Origin of the sequence: Paenibacillus sp. FSL H8-0282 (genome assembly GCF_037963825.1) — a bacterium.
GTDB classification, from domain to species: domain Bacteria; phylum Bacillota; class Bacilli; order Paenibacillales; family Paenibacillaceae; genus Paenibacillus_AQ; species Paenibacillus_AQ odorifer.
In genome coordinates, this window is sequence record NZ_CP150146.1 from 4,766,810 (window position 1) to 4,785,847 (window position 19,038).

Sequence of the window (19,038 nt, forward strand, 5' to 3'; positions counted from 1 at the left end):
GTAAAAATTCGCTCCTTCCGGTGAGTGACCATCTTCTTTCATCAAGATTTAGTACGGGCTAGCAAATACAAAAAGTATGGCGCTCCAATTACAGCAACAACGATTCCAGTGGGGATCTCAGATGGCTGTAAGATCCAGCGTCCAATGGTATCCGCTATAATGACTAGCAGTGAGCCGAGCAGCGCTGAGGTTGGCAGCATGAGCTGATGTTTGGGTCCAACTAGCCGTCTCGCCAAATGGGGGCCGACAAGTCCGACAAAGCCAATCCCGCCACTCACAGCAACACTTGCCGCAGCTAGACCAACCGCAGCCGCAAGAAGCCGGAATTGTTCTTTGGTTACAGCAGCCCCAAGTCCTACGGCTGTCTGTTCACCCAAATTAAGGACGTTCATTACCCTTGCTTTATAGATGACATACGGCACGAGAATTACGATCCATGGTAGTAAAGAAAGTACAAACTTCCAGCTTGTGCCCCAAATACTCCCGGCAAGCCAAGTAGCCACAAACTGATACTTCTCCGGATCCAGCCGAAGAGTCAGCACGATCATCGCTGCACTCATTCCAGCTGCAACCGCTACACCAGTCAGCAACAGGCGCATGGGTTTTATTCCTTCATGCCGTTTATAAGCTAAGACATAAATCAAGGCAGCAGTAATTGCCGCACCAACAAACGCTACCATAGGCAGCAGATACACCGGAGCCGCGGTTGCCGTTGGGTAAAAAGAAATTAACAGCATAACCATAATTCCTGCGCCAGCGTTAATCCCTAAGATGCCGGGGTCGGCCAAAGCATTACGAAAGACGCCCTGCATCACAGCTCCGGATACAGCCAAACCTGCGCCTATCAGAACGGAGATCACAATACGCGGTAACCGAAATTGAAACAATATTAACTCTTGCTTATCCGTCCCTTTACCGAATAACGTATTAAGCAGCTCCATAGGTGTCAAACGTATGTATCCTGTATTCATACTAATAATAAAAGCAATAACAATCAGTACAGCTAAAATAATCATTATAACTAAGCCACGTTTATTTTTGGCGGCTTGGAAGGAATCGAATGAAGTTTTCTCTATCATTACAGTTCCCTCCTTTCTTTACGTGCAAGATAAAGGAAGAAAGGTACACCGATCAGTGCAATAATGGCTCCCAGCGGCGTTTCATTAGGGGGATTAATCATCCGCGCTGTTAAATCTGCAAATACTGCAAGCAGACTGCCTAGAATAGCTGAACATGGAATGATCCATCTGTAATCCACACCTACAAAAAAACGGGTCAAATGGGGAATAATTAGTCCAATGAACCCAACGGCTCCTACTACGGCAACTGATGATCCAGCCAGAATCAATACAATTAAAGTCCCTGCCAGCTTAACAAGCCCTGTGCGCTGGCCAAGCCCTTTAGCAACATCGTCACCTAGGCTGAGCATTGTGATCGACCGGGATAATACCATAGCCCCAATTAACGCCGCTCCTATCCAAGGGAACATGACTTTAAGCTGAATCCATTTCGTCCCAGCCACGCCTCCCGCATACCAGAAAGCCAAATCTTGCCCAATATGAAAATATAAAGCTACCCCTTCACTCAGCGCTGACAGCAGTGCACTAAAAGCAGCACCCGCCAGCACCAGACGAGCAGGAGTCAGCCCTCCCTTGGCCAATGATCCGACCCCATACACAACCCCAGCCCCTACTCCGGCACCAACGAAGGAATATAGGATCAAATACATAAACGATAAATTCGGGAAAAATGCAAAACAAAGCGCCAGCGCAAATCCTGCGCCTGAGTTAATGCCCATCAAACCTGAATCTGCGAGTGGATTTCGGGTCATCCCCTGCATAATGGCACCCGCAACTGCAAAGCTTGCCCCTATCATGGCCCCGCCAAGTACACGGGGTAATCGTAATTCTCTAATAATCTGATGATCCATGATCTCCGGATTAAAGTGAAACACGGCTGCCCACACCACAGAAAGCTTAATATCAGCCGCTCCGAAGGAGACTGAAACAGCGATACCTAGTGCTAATAGTACCAGACCGCCAACCAAGATTAACGTGGCAGCCCAAGGACGTGAACGGAACTCTTGTATGGCTGACCCTTTATTAGGTCTAATCTTGGAAGATATCTGTTGATTCATGAATGCCACCCTATTTCTATGAAATTGATTCTCATTATCACTATGCTATTGTAAATGAGCCTTCCTAGGTTTGGCAATAGATAGATTTAATAGGAGGCATTTATTTTATTGCATTGACAGGAAATCTAGGATTTGATAAAGTTCAAATTGAAAATAATAATGATAATGATTCTCATTATTATTTATTGGTACATATATATAGGGAGGTTTATCATGCTAAAAAGAAAGACCCTCTTCCCCATCCTGGCACTCATAATGTTATTGTCTGTATTTGTGACAGCTTGCGGGGGAACGAACAATGCTTCATCTAATAAATCAACAGCAACAACAGAAGCAACTACAGCACCAAGCACTGAGCCAACGGCTGCTCCTGAGGCTTCAGCTGCTGAAATGCGTAGCTATGAAACCACTAAAGGTACTGTACAGATACCTGTAAAACCACAGCGGATTATTACAGATTATTATGGTGGGGAGTTGCTCTCCGTAGGAGCAAATGTTGTAGGTGTCGAACCTAGTACCTTTGATAATCCCTTCTTGAAAGACCTGCTCACAAACACACAAGATGTCGGTGCTCCGGTTAACGCCGAGAAAGCTCTGGAACTTACACCTGACCTGATCGTCGTTATGTACGATGATAACTACGATGCTTTATCCAAAATTGCTCCAACCATTCATATTCCATACGGAACCGCTACAAATATCTATGAAACTGTTAAACTGTTCGGTGACATTGTAGGTGTGCCTGACAAAGCTGAACAATTTATTGCTGACTTTGAGAAAAAGGCTGCTGAAGGCCGCGAGAAGCTTAAAGGTGTCGTAAATGAAAATGATACTTTTGGAATCTATGAGCTGACTGATAAAGGGGAGCTATGGACCTTCGGAAATAATGCTGGCCGGGGTGGACAAGCCCTTTATAACGCACTTAAGCTAAAAATGCCTACTAAGAACAGCAACGACAACCAAACGTTGCAGCTGTCCATGGAGCTATTGCCCGAATATGCTGCTGACTACATGTTCCTCACCACTTATGATCCTGACAAAAAAGGGGATAAGCTGAAAGAACTGAAGGAATCTCCAGTTTGGAACGGACTTGATGCTGCGAAGAACGATCATCTATTTTACAATGATTTTGATACCTACTACCGCTATGATCCGATTGCGATTACCGCACAGATTGATCTGTTCGTAGATATGATTCTTAAACGCAACGGTAAGAAATAAACATAGGCACATACAAAAACACCCCTCTTTAGGCACTGTCTAAAGTGGGGTGTTTGGCTATACATAAGAAGTTTCTGTTAAATTTATATCATCTAGTATATTCATTATACTCATCGGTGTTATTTAGTTTTTTGTACATATACTCATCATTTTTAAGCTTATAGAGCTGCCCCATCCCCGCAAATACGAAAAACAGCACCAAAATTAATCCATACGCATAGGTGAATTCACCAATATAAAAGCAAGTGACTATCGCAACAAGGGTCAAGATCATTAATGCGACTGCAATTCTGGAAAAAATCTTTTTCAAATGGAATCCCCCCACGTTTTGTGCACCAATATTATCATATTTGGGATTAAATTGAAATCTCTTTTTGGTCTATTAAGGGAATATCGAGTAGCTGAATATGTGCCAGCATATTGTGAGTGTATATTTTGGTGTATATACGATAAAAGAGGACTTGAAATAAAAGATACGCTCCGCCTACTAACAAACAAAACCACATCGGCTCCAGAGCTGTAGACATTTCAACCCTGGAAGAACTAACAACATAAAAAGAAGACAACGCAATACCTAATGCATACGGGAGAAAAAACAGCACTTTTAAAGGGCCGCCTATAATGCGGGCCACGTCCTTAGAAGTAATTCCAATCTTGTTCAGCTTCCTGAATTTGATCCTCTCACGCTCTAAATCGGTCTGAATACTGAAATGCAGCACTATCCCGGAGGCGCCGAAAAATATTAAACCAACAAATGAAATTACGAAGATTCCAAATCGGCCAGACTCCTGTAACTGTAGATAGTCACTTATTCTAGACTTCGTAGAGAATACGAGGGCCTCTTGCCGTTCATTGCCATACCAGGACTCTGTATTGTCTTTGTTATATTTGGCTAAAGCGGCATTTAACTTAGCATCTATATCCGCAGTTTTTTTCCAATCCTTAAAATTCAGGAGCTGAAGATTACCGATCGCTTTTTTATTTTCCGCTTTCAGCGCCATATAATCCTCTTCTGTTACAATGATATGAAGACCATTCATTAGATTCGGCACAGGGTTAAATACCATGTCAAATAGGATACCTTGTGAATACAGCGTATGCTTCCCGGAAGCAAGCATCAGATCAAAGGTGGGCATTTCCGGTCTTTGATTCTTCCACTCTTCTCCTTGTGCAACTATGGCCAGATTTAGAAAGTGATCTTTCTCCACATGATAATCAGTGCCGATTAATGCGTTTATATTCTGGTCCAGAAATATTTTGAAATTAAACAAGTCGATATACTCCAGCTTTTGGTGTGAAAGCAGCGGCGTGGCGCCATGACCCGTGATCTCGCTTAGTATTTTTGGTGAGATGCTATTTTTTCCGAATACTTCTGAATAGGCAATATCATATGGATTGTTTGCAACCGGAATATCCTCAGCATTCCAGGTCAAATAAAAAATAATTCCGCTTAGAGAAATCGTGATGAAGACGAGGAAGGTGATAAGAGAAAGCACTATTTTGGAGCGACCAAGGGTATAGATCAAATTGGAACTAAACAGCAGGTGCTTGTGATATGCTCTGCTTGATCGCGATATAAAAAGTTTCAACCAGTCCCCAAGTCCTGACAGCAGCAAATAAACGCCTAACATACTAATTCCCAGATTTATTAACATCATGCGAGCATCGGAAGGGTTGTAATGAGTGAGCATATTATAAACGGAGATTCCCAAGAGCAAAACTCCGATGACCCCGGTGATTTTCCCATGAATCAGGTTGCGTTCTGCGGTTCTGGACTCTTTTAAAAGACGTAAAATACTGTATCGCAAAGTTAGTAGCAAATTGACTGCAATCACAACTATGTAAATCACCGCGAAGAATTTAATGGTATACAGATAACTATCCGGCGTCAGTATAAAAGCACTGTCCCCAATATTTACAAACAGCGAAACAATCAAGAAAAAAATACCCGAGAAAACTGTCCCTGCACCTAAACCAGTGAGAATCGAGGCTAAAGCGATCATGCTATTCTCGAACAAAATGATTTTGCGGATATTGTGGCTTGTCATTCCAAGTACCATTAATAGCCCAAAGTCGCTTTTTCTGAATTTTAAAAAGGCCATTTGAGCATATACAATAAACAGAACAGCAAACACCCTTATCACCAAAAAAGGAGCATATAAATTACCTGACACCATCCCATTCACTTGATAAGGGTCATTAAAATCAGGATTACTGTACAGCGAATAAAATGTAAAAAAGATCATGACCGTAAAGCTGCTGCATAGGAAAAATAACAAATATCTTCTAAGATTCGCCTTAAATATCTGAAATGCCATTCTCCTAAAGGTCATCTTCTCCCCCTCCAATAAAGGCCAGGTTCTCCAGAATCAGATCCAAAAATGCTCTGCGCTCTTTATTCTCTCTAGCAATCTCTAGTAGAGCCTTCCCATCTTTGATAAAAAGCACCCGATTACAATAGCTGGCCGCAAAAGGATCATGCGTGACCATCACTATCGTTGCTCCTTTTAGAGTGTTGAGCTTGGCGAAGGTCTTCATCACCGTACTCGAGGATTTGGAATCCAAATTCCCCGTCGGCTCGTCCGCAAAAATCACATCTGGATGATTTATAATCGCCCTGCTGATCGCCGCCCGCTGCTGTTGCCCCCCTGAAACCATATAAGGATATTTGTCCTTCACCTCATCCAGATCGAATAGCGATAACGTCTCATCTGTCTTGGCATTGATATCTTCTACCTCTTGATCATCCAGCACTATGGGCACCATGATATTTTCCCGTAGGGTCAGACTATCCAGCAGATTGTAATCCTGAAAAACGAATCCCATACGCTGCCGGCGAAAAATCGCAAGCTCGTTCTTGGACATCTCACTTATACTAGTATCTGCAATTCTTACAACCCCACTATACTCCGTGTCGATTCCGCTTAGTATATTTAAAAGTGTTGTTTTCCCGCTCCCCGAGGGTCCCATAATCGCCACAAACTCGCCGCTATCCACACTAAGACTAATCCCGTTCAGCGCTCGAAACCGATTCGTTTTGCCTTTGCCTTTATATTCTTTCGAGAGATTCTCTACTTGCAGTATGGACATCCTGGCACCTTCTCATTGATAGGTTTGGAGTGAGTTACATTAAATGGAATTCAATCACTCGGTATTACTATAAAGCTAAGAAGGGCGTTCGTTTGTTAGATTGCTCACAGCGCAAAAAAAGCAGGATACCTCCTCTACAATTTCCGCTCCCGCAAAAAACAAAGGCAAAGAAAACCAGTAAAAGCAAGTCCTCCGATTGCTGCTAATGAGAAGGAAAACGCCCTTACATAATCCGCTAGATCTGCTTCCAAAAGAGAATGCTTTAGCGAAGCGGAGAATAAAATACCGATTAACGCCACTCCTAACGAATTCGCAAAATACATAAAGGTAGTGATCAAGCCTGAACCCGTGCCCGTGATCTTTGTGGGTACTGAACTAAGCGTGACGTTAACTAGGGGCGTAGTAGCCATTCCAAGACCGAAACCATATATCAATAATAGTAGGATATTACGAGGGTCTAGCAGCTGCGTAACGTCCACATTTAGCTCTAACATAAGCAGCAGACTACAGCTCCCCATCATCAGCGCTCCTATCTTAAGTACACTCATCCCCCATCTTTTGACCATTCGAGAAGAGATTAGGGAAGTCATAAAAAAGCCTATCCCTATAGGCAAGAAAACCATACTCGTATCTTGAACACTATAGTGCAAACCAAATTGCATATAATAGCTCAAAATAAAAAAGAAAGAGAACATACTTAGATAAAGGACAAGAACGGTTGCCAGACCAGCGCTAAATGTTCGATCTCTGAAAATAGACAGATCGACTAACGGTAACGTCCCCTGCTTTCCCTTTCGATTTTCAACCCAGATAAAAGTAAACAACACGAAAAGAGCTAACATTAGACAGCCAAAAATCCACAACGGCCACCCTTGTTTTTGTCCCTCTGACAACGGATAGATCAACAGGAACAAACCGATCAGCAGAAGGAAGCTTCCAGTCCAATCAATACTGTGCGCCTGCTCAGCCCGTGTTTCAGGTACAATCGGCATTAACAGCAGGACGAGAAGTCCAAATGGCACATTGAAAAAAAATACTGTCCGCCAACCGAGATCGAACGGATTCCAATTCACAATAGTACCTCCGAGGATGAATCCGAATGCAAATCCAATGCCAATCATTGCGCCGTAAATGCCGAAAACAAGCCCTTTTTCCTTTGGCAGAAAGCTGACTTGCAGCGTAGATAGAACCTGAGGTTGAATAAGCGCCGCAGCCAATCCCTGCACAATCCGAATAACAATCAGAAGTGCCGGATCTGAGGTCAGTCCGCCTAACACTGCCATGACCGTAAACCCGCTCACCCCGATCATCAACATCCGTTTTCTGCCGTATATATCCCCAAGCTTTCCGCTAATAATCAACGCCACAGCTAATCCTAGCGAAAATCCGGTAACGATAAGCTGTGCTTCCGAAAAGCTTGCGTTCAAGCTATATTGCATAGATGGAAGCGCAACTTGAATCATATAAGTATTTAATGAAATAAGTAATGTTGGCAGTAAAATAACCCCCAGCGCATACCACCTGCGTGAATCTACTTGTTGTTGTCCCATTGTATGACCACCTTTTTATCTGCAATCTATGAAATTATTATCATTTAGAGTGGTCTTTTTCTCTACCTGTTAAGGGAGGTTCACTCCTTGATAAGGGAGCAAACACAAAAAAACCTCAAGCATGCAGAAGATAACGTTCGATTCCGAACCCTATGTTCTAACACTTGAAGCTTTAAGCTGTCTGCATTTACAAATCTTCCTACAGCCTGTTTCGTTCCAAACTCTGTTGTTCGATACGTTTTAAGTATTCGCTTGGATTGCAGCCATAATGCTTACGGAAGGTCGTCGTGAAATTGCTGACATTGCTATATCCGACCGAAACAGCTGTTTTCCCTATATTCAAACCTTCAACCTCCATATACCAGAGCGCTTTCTCCATCCTTTTTATACGTACAAGCTCGAAGATCGTCATGCCAAATAATTCGCGGAAGCCTTTTTTCAGCTTGAATTCGTTGATACCTACCCGCTTAGCCAACTCACGTATAGATAACGGTTGTTCGAAATGGATTTGCACCAATTCATGTACCCGCTTCAGATTAGTAATATCATCATGCCGCAGCGTCATACTATCGCTAATAGAACCGTAACCATCAGACTCACCAAACAAAGCAATAAATTCAAGGGCTTTGCTCTCCATATATAAACGTCTCAATGTTCCATGATAGGTACAGTGGATCATTTCGGAGACACATTTTCGGATTGCCGCAGTATCTGGATAACGATCAATATTTCCACGATGATGTCTAAGCCAGGTTTCCATTTGCTGTGTCTCCGATAAATCTCCGGCGTAATTCAGCAGTTCACTAGGAGCAAACCGTATTTCCAGCAATTGATTGGGGACACCTGCTTTTTTCTCTTCATACACCTGAACATCCTCTAGAAAAAGGACATTGCCCATTTGTTTATCCGTGTAACTTTCCTTGCCGTTCCATTCGCAATAGATTTCTCCGCTTAGATTATAGCTTAGTTCAAACAACGGACAAGCTTCTTGAATGTGGAGCTTCATATCCTGTTCGTAAGTTATGTCCGTATACATAATCTCCATACCTGGACGAATCCGTGTACGGGTGACGCTTCCCTTGCCAATATGTGAAGGAATAGTAAGCCGTTGTTCCCATTGGTTATGTTCAACATGCCCCTCTATCCGTTCTGTAAATTGATCAAAAAGATCATGAATTTCCATATTCAATATATTTAAAGTCATCGCAAACCTCTCCTTCTTCGCTCGTTGTATACGATGAGTTACATGATCTCTACTCTAGCTCCGTAAATGATAATTGTTATCACTTGAAAGTGTCAACCTGAAATACAAAAAAGCATTGGCGGATTTTATTCTGCCAACGCTTTTTTAGAAGTAAAATAAGACCGTTCAAACCAATGGAAATGCGTCCCTCCGGTATCTTAGCTCCCCCGTAACCTCCATAATCTTCGAGGCTAACAAATGCGAGGGCAGCTCGTAATCCACACAACCCAGCTTCGCGGCTGCTTCAGGCATTTCACTTTCAATAGAAGTTTCTTGCGATTCTACTAGCGTTGATTGGGCGCCAGCGTGTTTAGCAGCCAGCATCCCTTTAGCGCCGTCATTTCCCATTCCGGTCATTAGGATTAAATGCTGCTGTAGACCAGTTAATGCAGATATAGAATCAAACAAGATATCGACCGAAGGACAGTGCCCATTCACTGCAGGCTTTTTCATAAGTTTTATTCTGAGATCCTGCCCCTCCTGAATGATGGTCATATGAGAATTACCTGGAGCGATATAGACGGTTCCCCCGAGCACCGATTGCTTGTCCTTGGCTTCCACCACCCGTACACTTGAGAACCGATTCAGTCGTTCCGCCAATGCTTTTGTGTACTTGGGCGGCATATGTTGAACAACCAGCAGGGGATACGGGAAGCTCGCCGGGAGCGAGGAAATTAAGATTTCTAATGCTTTCGGCCCCCCTACTCCGCACCCAATTCCCACGATCTGCTCAATAACTTCTGTACATCCACTCTTAACGTTGTTTTGCTTCTCTTGTCGAGCTTTCACTTTGGAGATGTTTATATTGTTAAGAATAAGAGTTCTTAAAGGAATTTCAGCGGCTTTCTTAATTTTGAATAATAACTCATCTTTTATGCTGTATAGACCAGGTCCATAAGATTGAGCCGGCTTGGATATGAAATCCACTGCACCATTTTGTAAAGCAGTAATGGTTGCTGTTATTCCATCCTTTGTAGCGGAGCTCAGGATAAGTATAGGTGTTGGCCGCTGAGACATTATGCTTGTGAGTGCTACCAAACCGTTCAATTCCGGCATTTCTATATCTATAGCCACGACATCGGGCCTGAGTCTTTGAACCATGCTGATCGCTTCGGATGCATTTCGAGCTACTCCAATGACCTCGAGGGTTGAATCCTCCGAAATTAGGTTCGAGATCTGTTTACGCATGGTTACTGAAGCAGCTACAACGAGCACCTTTATTTTTTGCACTACTTCTCCTCTCCTATCAATGATAATACCCCTGACACTGTTTATTTAACTTTAAAAATAGATACCAGACTATTTAACTCTTCTGCTAGCTGAGCCAAAGCATTGGCCGTCGTTGCCGTTTCACTGCTGCTTGCCGCCATTTCTTCAGTTGCGGCGGATATGCTCTCAATTGAGAACATCACCTCAGACGATTGTGCAGCCTGTTCTTCACTGGCAGCCGCAATTTCTGTTACTTTATGAGCGGTATCGTTCACCATCGTAAGGATATGTTCAAAGGCTTCTCCATTTTTTTGTGAAAAAGCTACTCCTTCTAATACGGCATTTACACTGTGCTGCGTATTCTTCTGCATTTCTTTGATAATGCCCGTGATTTGTTTCGTAGCCCCACTGCTCCGCTCAGCTAACTTTCTTACTTCATTCGCAACAACGGCAAAACCTCGACCTTGTTCACCTGCGCGGGCCGCTTCAATCGCTGCGTTTAGGGCAAGCAGATTTGTCTGTTGGGCAATATCTTCAATCACCGCGATAATCTCACCAATCTTATCGGAGTCTTCCGCAAGTCTAGACATTTGTGTATCCAGTACTGCCATTCCTTCTACGGAGTTCTTAACCACGATCCCTCCATCTTGAGCGATACGCATCGTTTGATCTGAAAGCTCAGAGGCCTGTTCAGCACTCTGGGCTACTGAATTAATCGCCGCAGATAATTCTCGGAACAACTCATTCATCGTTTGTGCTGCACTAGCTTGACTCATACTTCCACTGGCTACTTCCTCTGTACTTGCTGAGATTTGCTGTGCAGCAGCTGAGACACTTTCCGCAGAAGAGGAAATGCCGCTAACAGTGCGTCTTAGGTTCAGAACCATTTCATTAACAGAATAAGCTAGCATTCCAATCTCGTCCTTAGATTCCAGGTTCGACGTTTCGCTTAAATCACCATTGGCCACTTTACCTAGCAGGCGCATTACTTGATTTAGAGGCCGTGCTATGATCTGCGATATTAAAAGACCCAGACCAATACTGATGAGCAGCGCAACAATAGTAACGCTAAAAGTAATCAAACGTGAGGACTGATAAAGGTCATTGGCATTAACAATCGAACCTTGAGCCTGCTTCATATTGATGTCTATTAAATTTTGCAGAAAGTCAGTCAGCTCTGTTGTAGCTGTTTGCAAATCACTTACAAGCAAAAAATTTGTATATTTCTCATTACTAATATTTGTTTTATCAATTTCAATAGTATCATCAAGACTTGTGATATAACGTTGCCAGATCTCAGGATAATCCTTCATTATGGCTAATTCTTCAGCTCTCAACGCAGTCTTGCTATATTTACCCATGATCTCTTCAATACTTTGAACGTTTTTATGTATTTTATCTTCGTATTCTTTCTTTTCTGCCGCTGTTTTAGCCATCGTGTTTATATCACGGATATTGATTCTATTTGTTAAAAATAGTTCATTCGCTTCTCCCAGATAAGCTATAGGTGTTAAGCGATTTTCGTACATGTCCACGATAGAGCGGTCCATCTTACTCAAATTCGTAATTCCATAGAATCCTACAAAGCACAATATTGCGGATACTAACAGAAATGCGGAGATTAACTTCACTGCTGTTCTTAAATTATAAAACCACTTCATTTTCCTCAGCCCCTCATTGGCGTTAGTCATTTTTTAGTAATTCTTAGGAACTATTTCATCATATACGGTAAGCAGATTAAGGTAACCGAAAAAAAATAGCGCGACCACGCAAAAATATTGCGTTATCCCGCAAAAAAAGCGCAGACCAAAAAATCCCGCCTCACAGAACCGTGAACGGGATTTTGATCTATTTGTTTGTTACGAATTTTCATAGTGAATTGTTGAAATCGGACTCCTTCAATATGCCCAGTCGTTTAGCTTTTATTGCCGCTTCAATTCTTGATTTCACATTTAGCTTCTGGAACAGACTCGTTAAACTGTATTCCAGCGATCGTTGACTCATAAGTACAATCTCTGCTATTTCCTTGTTGCTTTTTCCTTTTGCAATCTCTGTCAGCATTTCATGCTCTTTTTTGCTTATCTTCGGGTTTGCTTGGTCAATATTAATCTCCATTCCTTTGGGTGATACTTTTCTTAACTGTTTAACTAGGGTATGAGGCAATATGACATCTCCCCTTAAAGCACAACGCACTGCTGCAACAAGCTGCTCTCTATTTGTCGTTTTTGAAATAAATCCAAACAAACCCGATTCGATCATCAAGTTGAATTTGTTTGTAATTTCGTATCCGGTATAGATTAAGATAATCGCGTCTGCGTTTATTTTTAAGACTTCCTTCGCCAAATCAATCCCATTCCCATCAGCGATATGAAGATCAAACAGCATCACGTCAAACGTATGGCTACCCACCATGTTAAGCGCCTCATGGGCTGAATTGGCTAGGGTAACCTCCATATCTCCCTCTTGTTCCAGTATCATCTTAGTCCCTTCCATGACAGAGGGATGGTCGTCCACTAACAAAATTCGAATCATGCCTAATACACCCCTATCCCCTTATTATGCCCCATGATTAATCTGCAGGTATGGATATAAAGACAGCTAATCCCTTATTCTCTGGCGAAAGAAATCGTATGGTCCCATCCATACTGCGAACCCTTTCTTTCATCCCATAAATCCCCATGCTCTTAAGAGAATCCTCTCCTAAAAGGCTCATTCCAATTCCGTTATCTTCATAATCCAAAAGCACCTGTTGCCCTTCGCTAGCTAAGGAGATACGTACTTCTGTGGCACAAGAATGTTTAGCTGCGTTAGCCAAAAGTTCCTGCACAATACGGTACAGACCTATTAGAATCTCGTCTTTTAACTTATGCTTGAAAGCTGTTGACTCAAAATAAATCTGATAGTCGTTCCGCAGCTGAGCAAATTCAAACAACGTCTCAAGTGAGGAAGCAAGCCCCTCATTGATTAATGCTGGTGGCCTAAGCTCATTGCAGATCATCCGCAGTTCATAGATAACATCGAGTAAACCTTCTGTGATCTGTTCTAGCTGTTCCTTTAGTTCCCCCGTAACGGATTTATCACTTAAAAAATTATCAAGCTTACGATACCAGATGATCTGTTCTTGAAGTGCTGAATCATGTAAATCTTGAGCCAGCCGTTTGCGTTCATTCTCGGATAAATTAAACATAAAGCGCAGCAACCATGTCGGAGCTTGCTCGGAAGCCGCTAACTCAAGGTCCTTAGTTAGATCTTCTATGAGCAAAAAATTATCAAATAACACACTAACATAACGGGTAATCGTCTTCAGCCACACTCGAACAGAACTTATTTCTAATAAAATAGACTTCTCATTAATGGATAGAATATAGCTTTTTCTTCGGAACTCTCCGATCTTCAGTGAATAGCCCCGCTCGGTCTCAATAATCTCGCATATTTTATCATGGTTATCTTCAACTTCAACCATACAAATATTGGTAACCCGCAAGACCTCTCTAACTTCTTTCAGTAATCGTTGTTCCATGTGACTGATCTTCATCGCACCAAACAAATCTTGCGAGAATTGATCAAGACTCATCTGTAAGTTGAAATACCTTTCCTCGCTGTTCCGAATGATCTGCTCTGTAAGCTGTCTTTCCACCTCAATTTTTTTCCGATCACTGATATCCCTAAAGATAGAGATACATGCAACCTTACCCTTATATAGAATTGAGCTAGCTGTTACTTCTACATCGATAATAGATCCATCTGACCGCACGACCTTTTGTTCAATAGGAGCTAATATCCGATTGGGTCCATAATAGATTTCACGCATCCGATCTCTAGCCAGCGTTATATAGTCTGGGTGGGCCCAATTAAAAATAGAGGTGCCAATCAATTGATCCTCACTGCAAACTCCAAACAATCCTAAACAGGAAAAATTCACATAAAGGAATTTATATTCACTATGGAGTACTACCGCTTCAGGTGACATATCAATAAGCAGCCGATTGAGTTCCTCGCTTTCTCTAAGTTCACTCTCCATCTGGACCCTTTTTGTAATGTCTCTCGCTACGATCACAATACTAACTACTTCTCCATCCTCACCAAGAACAGGTGTACCCAAGCATTCCAGGTCTATAATGTGACCTTTGATGTGAATAAACCGATTGTAAAACATCTTACATACTTTTGTCCGAAAAATATCCAAGATCTGTTCCCGCAACACTTCTTGTTCATCAGGATGAATATACTCCAAAATAGTTGTGTTCTTTATTGAACCTACAGGAAGACCAATAATTTTCTCACAAGAGGACGAAGCAATAATGAAGTTCCCTTGCTGATCCAGAACCCCAATCATATCCTCCATATTCTCTGTAATAAGCCTGTACTCCGCTTCCCGCTGAGCCAGCCGCTTTTCTACCTCCACAGATGCAGTGGTATCTCTTGCGATAACAAAGGTACCCACAATTTGATTGTTTTCATGTACAGGGATGTTTTTCATCGACCAATGGTTAACTAATCCATTCTCGCGGACAGAAGTAACCGTATAATGCTGCAGAACTCCGCCAACCGTTTTATCAAAATAATCAGACATCATATGCGAATTCTCTGCGCCAAATAAATTCACAATGGATAAGTTCTCTCCGAATCTATTAAAAGCTTCTCCAGTAATTTGCTCTGCCGCTGGATTGATAGCCACAATGCTGCCCTGCAGATCCAATTCACACACGATATCTGGATTATGGTCAAACAGGGATTTGTAGCGCTGCTCGCTTTTTAATAGAACCTCTTGCATCTGCTTTTTTTCCGTATGATCGATTAAGATCCCATTGAGCCGTACCACTGCCCCTGTCTCATCCATACTGGGAATGATCCTGACTTGGACCCATCGGAGTTCACCGCTGGCATGGATGATCCGATATTCACTGAGATTGCTTATTCCTTGCCCCACTGTAGTTATAATCTCTTGAATTAAAGGCCGCTCTTCTTTAGGAGCAATTCTTAGCCAAAAGTCATCTTCCTTCGCCTGTTCTGGTGAATATCCCGTGATATTGAAAATGGCATCCGATATGAATAACATTTTCCGTGATACGTAATCGTAAGACCAAATCGCCACATCGATCGTAGCAACCATCTGCTGATACAGAGAAAAGCTACTCTCTAACTGGGCTTGAGCTTTTTTTTGTTCCGTGATATCTATGATGACGCCATCTATTCGACAAACCTTATGCTCTTGATTAAAAACGGGCGTGCCTATACTTTGAACCCACTTCAGCGCTTTTGCAGGTAACTGCATACGATACTCAAGATTACATAGGTGACCAGAGTATAATTTATCTATATACGCATCAAACCGTTCAAGATCCTCACCGTACACATATTCACGTAAAAAATTGGGGTTATGCGTTAAAGCATGATCTGAACAGTCCACCCATTTCTCCAAAACATTCGACATTGTCAGCAAATTCGCTTCCATGTCAATAGACCATGAGGTCATATCCTTGTCGCCAAGTGAATGCATATTGAGATTCCCTCCACATAAAAAGCCCCCCCTTTTCGGGGCGGCTTTTTCTTCCTATTCGCTATTTCGCAAGCGTCTTTACATTTTAGCCATTATCTACTGAGCAATCTGCTCGCGGATATTCTGCAATATTTTCTTCTCCAGCCGGGATACCTGGACTTGAGAAATCCCAAGGCGACTGGCAACCTCTGACTGCGTTTGGTCACGGTAATATCGAAGATAAACAATCAGCCGTTCACGCTCGCTGAGACCTCCGATAGCCTCATTCAGTGCCAGCTTATCAAACCAGCGTTCCTGTGATTCGTCAGCGATTTGATCAATCAGTGTGATCGGATCGCCATCATTCTCGAACACAGTCTCATGAATCGAGGTCGGTGGCTTGTTAGCTTCCTGAGCAAATACCACTTCTTCAGGGGTAACCCCCAGTGCCTCAGCAACTTCACCGATGGTAGGCAGACGGTCCAGCGTCTTAGACATTTCATCCTTCATCTTGCGGACCTTATTAGCCATCTCCTTAAGAGAACGGCTAACTTTCAAGGTTCCATCGTCGCGAAGGAAACGCTGAATCTCGCCAATGATCATCGGCACGGCATAAGTGGAGAATTTGACCTCATAGCTGAGGTCGAACTTATCAACGGACTTCAAGAGCCCGATGCAACCGATCTGGAACAAATCGTCAGGTTCATACCCGCGGTTCATAAACCGCTGCACTACCGACCAGACCAACCGGATATTGCAGCTAACTAGTGTGTCTCGGGCAAGATTATCTCCGGCCTGACTGAGCGCGATAAGACGTTTGACCTCCGCATCGTCCAAATAGGTCGGCGGAGCTTTTTTTGACTCTGCATCCATGGCTCCAACCCCTAATTGTATAAAGCTTTTTTCGAAACGATGGTTTTCTTCATTGAGATCGAAGTGCCGTGTCCCGGTTCACTAGTGACTTCAAATTCATCCATGAAATTCTCCATAATGGTAAAGCCCATGCCCGACCGCTCCAGCTCTGGCTTTGAGGTATATAGCGGCTGTTGTGCCAGCTCCAAATCCTCAATGCCCCGTCCCTGATCCTCAATGGTTAAATGTACCGTTTCGTTGTCCAGCGAAGCTGAAATAGTCACAATACCTTCCGGATCACTATCATACCCATGAATAATACAATTGGTGACCGCCTCCGACACGACTGTCTTCAGATCATTCAGCTCGTCCATTGTAGGATCAAGCCTAGAAACGAACGCCGCTACAACTACACGCGCGAATGATTCGTTCTCCGAGAGTGCAGCGAACTGCACGTTCATGAAGTTACCAGCCTTACCATTTGTCATAACGCAACCTCCAAATCCGAGAGTGCAGTGCTCTCGTCGTCATATAGGGGCATGATCTTGAACAGGCCTGACATTTCCAGAAGTCGCTTCACAGGTGCCGTTGCATCACACACCACCATTTTGCCGCCTTTACTATGGATCAGTTTATACCTTCCCAGAATTACGCCGAGACCCGAACTGTCCATAAACTGCAGATGCTTAAGACTAAGGATCAAATGCGATACCTGACCCCGCATAATCGCTTCATCCATATCCATTCTTACAAAATCGGCGGCATGATGATCGAGTTCCCCAGATAAACGGACAATCAGCACACCCCTGTGATGCTCCATTTCCACATTAGAATTCATGCTTGCCACTCTCCTCTTCGTTGCTTTGAAAACTTGGCCTTAAGAGACAGTACCCATTCTCTTCAAGGACAAGGTTTCTACGTGGCAAATCAGGAATCCTGCCTCACGACAAAACTAGAAGAAAACCCCTATGAATCTACAAAGCACATGGGCGCAATCTACAAAAAAGCTCTTTTTAATCCATGCCGAACATCGAGCCTGTTGTACGTTTAAAGAGCTTCCACCAGCCTGCTTTTGCCACAGCTTCCCCTGCTTTAAGTTCATACTCTTTAATCACTTGGGTTCCTTGGTAGACAACCAGCTTGCCTATGGACTGGCCTTCAGCCACTGGTGCCTTCACGCTTTCTGGAAGTACTAGTTCGTGACGAATGCCTTCTTGCGTCACACCTTTTTTCAAAAGAACACTATACGTCTCTTTCGCCGTAATCGGCAGCTCGGACTTCACACCCTTCTCAATCTTAAGGGTACCGATAGCGTCCCCTTCTTTGTGAATAGTGTGGATCTTATATTGCGAAAAGAGATAGTCAAACATGCCCGACACTTCACTGTTACGTGTCTTCGTGTTCGGCTCACCCAGCACAACAGCAACAGCACGCAGACCGTCTCTTGCAGCCGTAGCGGATAAGCAGAATTTTGCTTCAGCGGTATATCCTGTTTTCAGTCCATCAGCGCCTGTATAGAAACGTACAAGCTTGTTCGTGTTTACCAACCAGAATGGTTTGGTGGAATCCTTACGCAGATAATCCTGATAGGAACCGGTATATTTGATAATTCTATCATGCTTTAAAAGCTCCCGGCTAATTACCGCAATATCGTAGGCTGAGGAATAGTGATTAGCAGCTGGAAGACCGTTGCAATTGGCAAAGTGGGTATCTTTCAGACCCAGCTCTTCCGCTCTTTTATTCATCAGATCGACAAAAGCGCTCTCCGAACCCGCTATTTTCTCTGCCATCGCCACAGATGCATCATTACCGGAGGCCATAGCGATGCCTTTGAGCATCTCATCCACCGACATTTCTTCACCAGGCTCCAGGAAAATTTGCGATCCGCCCATCGATGCGGCATATTCACTCGTGCGCACCTTATCCGTCAGTTGCAGTCTTCCTTCATCCAGTGCTTCCACCGTAAGCAGCATCGTCATAATCTTCGTAATACTTGCGGGAGGCAGCTTATCATGGCTGTTCTTTTCATAAATAATAGTGCCGGTGCCTGCATCCATCAAAATCGCTGAACGCGCACCAGGCGCAAGATCTACAGCGGCAGCATTACTGCCAGAATCCTTGCTTTTTTCCTCAGCATAAGCACCTGACATCGGTCCTAGAACCGACACAACGATACAGAGCACAAGCACAGCAAAACGCATTTTTCTCACAATGGTTCCCCTCCTGAACGTTAACCTTCATATCACAGGTACTGTGT

Annotated in this window: 16 protein-coding genes; 1 reads left to right on the forward strand and 15 read right to left on the reverse strand. The window is 43.3% G+C overall.

All coding sequences use genetic code 11. The features are described 5' to 3' along the window. Nucleotides 1-41: 41 nt before the first annotated feature. Nucleotides 42-1,079 carry an iron ABC transporter permease gene (locus NST94_RS20690; protein WP_076129507.1) on the reverse strand — a complete coding sequence of 346 codons (1,038 nt, stop codon included), beginning with the start codon at nucleotides 1,077-1,079 and terminating at the stop codon, nucleotides 42-44. Continuing rightward, entirely contained in the window at nucleotides 1,079-2,137 is a 1,059-nt protein-coding gene (locus NST94_RS20695; RefSeq protein WP_076129506.1) for an iron ABC transporter permease, read from the reverse strand. Before NST94_RS20695 ends, NST94_RS20690 begins: the two co-directional genes overlap by 1 nt. Nucleotides 2,138-2,350: 213 nt before the next feature. Here NST94_RS20695 and NST94_RS20700 point away from each other — a divergent pair, with 213 nt between their 5' ends. Then, a complete protein-coding gene (locus tag NST94_RS20700) occupies nucleotides 2,351-3,358 on the forward strand; it encodes an ABC transporter substrate-binding protein (protein WP_339281215.1) in 1,008 nt (335 codons plus the stop codon). Nucleotides 3,359-3,446: 88 nt separating this feature from the next. Here the strand turns inward: NST94_RS20700 and NST94_RS20705 are convergent, their stop codons facing one another. The 13 genes from NST94_RS20705 to NST94_RS20765 form a co-directional block, all read right to left on the reverse strand. Further along, nucleotides 3,447-3,668 carry a hypothetical protein gene (locus NST94_RS20705; protein ID WP_042190339.1) on the reverse strand — a complete coding sequence of 74 codons (222 nt, stop codon included), beginning with the start codon at nucleotides 3,666-3,668 and terminating at the stop codon, nucleotides 3,447-3,449. Between the two features lie 46 nt (nucleotides 3,669-3,714). Continuing rightward, nucleotides 3,715-5,676 carry an ABC transporter permease gene (locus NST94_RS20710; protein ID WP_339281216.1) on the reverse strand — a complete coding sequence of 654 codons (1,962 nt, stop codon included), beginning with the start codon at nucleotides 5,674-5,676 and terminating at the stop codon, nucleotides 3,715-3,717. Between the two features lie 4 nt (nucleotides 5,677-5,680). After that, nucleotides 5,681-6,448 (reverse strand): ABC transporter ATP-binding protein, encoded by a 768-nt coding sequence (locus tag NST94_RS20715; protein ID WP_076192290.1) that lies wholly within the window; start codon nucleotides 6,446-6,448, stop codon nucleotides 5,681-5,683. Nucleotides 6,449-6,582: 134 nt separating this feature from the next. Continuing rightward, nucleotides 6,583-7,998 carry an MFS transporter gene (locus NST94_RS20720; protein WP_076184105.1) on the reverse strand — a complete coding sequence of 472 codons (1,416 nt, stop codon included), beginning with the start codon at nucleotides 7,996-7,998 and terminating at the stop codon, nucleotides 6,583-6,585. A gap of 199 nt (nucleotides 7,999-8,197) precedes the next feature. Next, nucleotides 8,198-9,202, reverse strand: a complete 1,005-nt coding sequence (locus NST94_RS20725) for a helix-turn-helix domain-containing protein (protein ID WP_076129500.1) — start codon at nucleotides 9,200-9,202, stop codon at nucleotides 8,198-8,200. A gap of 165 nt (nucleotides 9,203-9,367) precedes the next feature. Next, nucleotides 9,368-10,471: a chemotaxis-specific protein-glutamate methyltransferase CheB gene (gene cheB, locus NST94_RS20730; RefSeq protein ID WP_076184108.1), complete on the reverse strand. Its 1,104-nt coding sequence runs from the start codon at nucleotides 10,469-10,471 to the stop codon at nucleotides 9,368-9,370. A gap of 41 nt (nucleotides 10,472-10,512) precedes the next feature. Further along, complete coding sequence (locus NST94_RS20735; RefSeq protein WP_076278373.1) at nucleotides 10,513-12,111, reverse strand: methyl-accepting chemotaxis protein; 1,599 nt, start codon at nucleotides 12,109-12,111, stop codon at nucleotides 10,513-10,515. Nucleotides 12,112-12,319: 208 nt separating this feature from the next. Further along, entirely contained in the window at nucleotides 12,320-12,982 is a 663-nt protein-coding gene (locus NST94_RS20740; RefSeq protein WP_076219667.1) for a response regulator transcription factor, read from the reverse strand. A 37-nt stretch (nucleotides 12,983-13,019) separates the two neighbouring features. Continuing rightward, nucleotides 13,020-15,950, reverse strand: coding sequence for a PAS domain S-box protein (locus NST94_RS20745; protein ID WP_339281217.1), 2,931 nt, complete (start codon nucleotides 15,948-15,950; stop codon nucleotides 13,020-13,022). Between the two features lie 96 nt (nucleotides 15,951-16,046). Beyond that, a complete protein-coding gene (gene sigF, locus NST94_RS20750) occupies nucleotides 16,047-16,802 on the reverse strand; it encodes an RNA polymerase sporulation sigma factor SigF (protein WP_036676059.1) in 756 nt (251 codons plus the stop codon). An 11-nt stretch (nucleotides 16,803-16,813) separates the two neighbouring features. Beyond that, on the reverse strand, nucleotides 16,814-17,269 hold the full coding sequence (spoIIAB, locus tag NST94_RS20755; RefSeq protein WP_036676058.1) for an anti-sigma F factor: 456 nt from the start codon (nucleotides 17,267-17,269) through the stop codon (nucleotides 16,814-16,816). Beyond that, the gene (spoIIAA, locus tag NST94_RS20760; protein ID WP_036676057.1) at nucleotides 17,266-17,619 is read right to left on the reverse strand and encodes an anti-sigma F factor antagonist; all 354 of its coding nucleotides are present in this window, start codon (nucleotides 17,617-17,619) and stop codon (nucleotides 17,266-17,268) included. The genes spoIIAB and spoIIAA overlap by 4 nt, the downstream gene beginning before the upstream one ends. A 175-nt stretch (nucleotides 17,620-17,794) precedes the next feature. Next, nucleotides 17,795-18,931, reverse strand: a complete 1,137-nt coding sequence (locus NST94_RS20765) for a D-alanyl-D-alanine carboxypeptidase family protein (RefSeq protein ID WP_235219379.1) — start codon at nucleotides 18,929-18,931, stop codon at nucleotides 17,795-17,797. Between the last annotated feature and the right edge of the window lie 107 nt (nucleotides 18,932-19,038).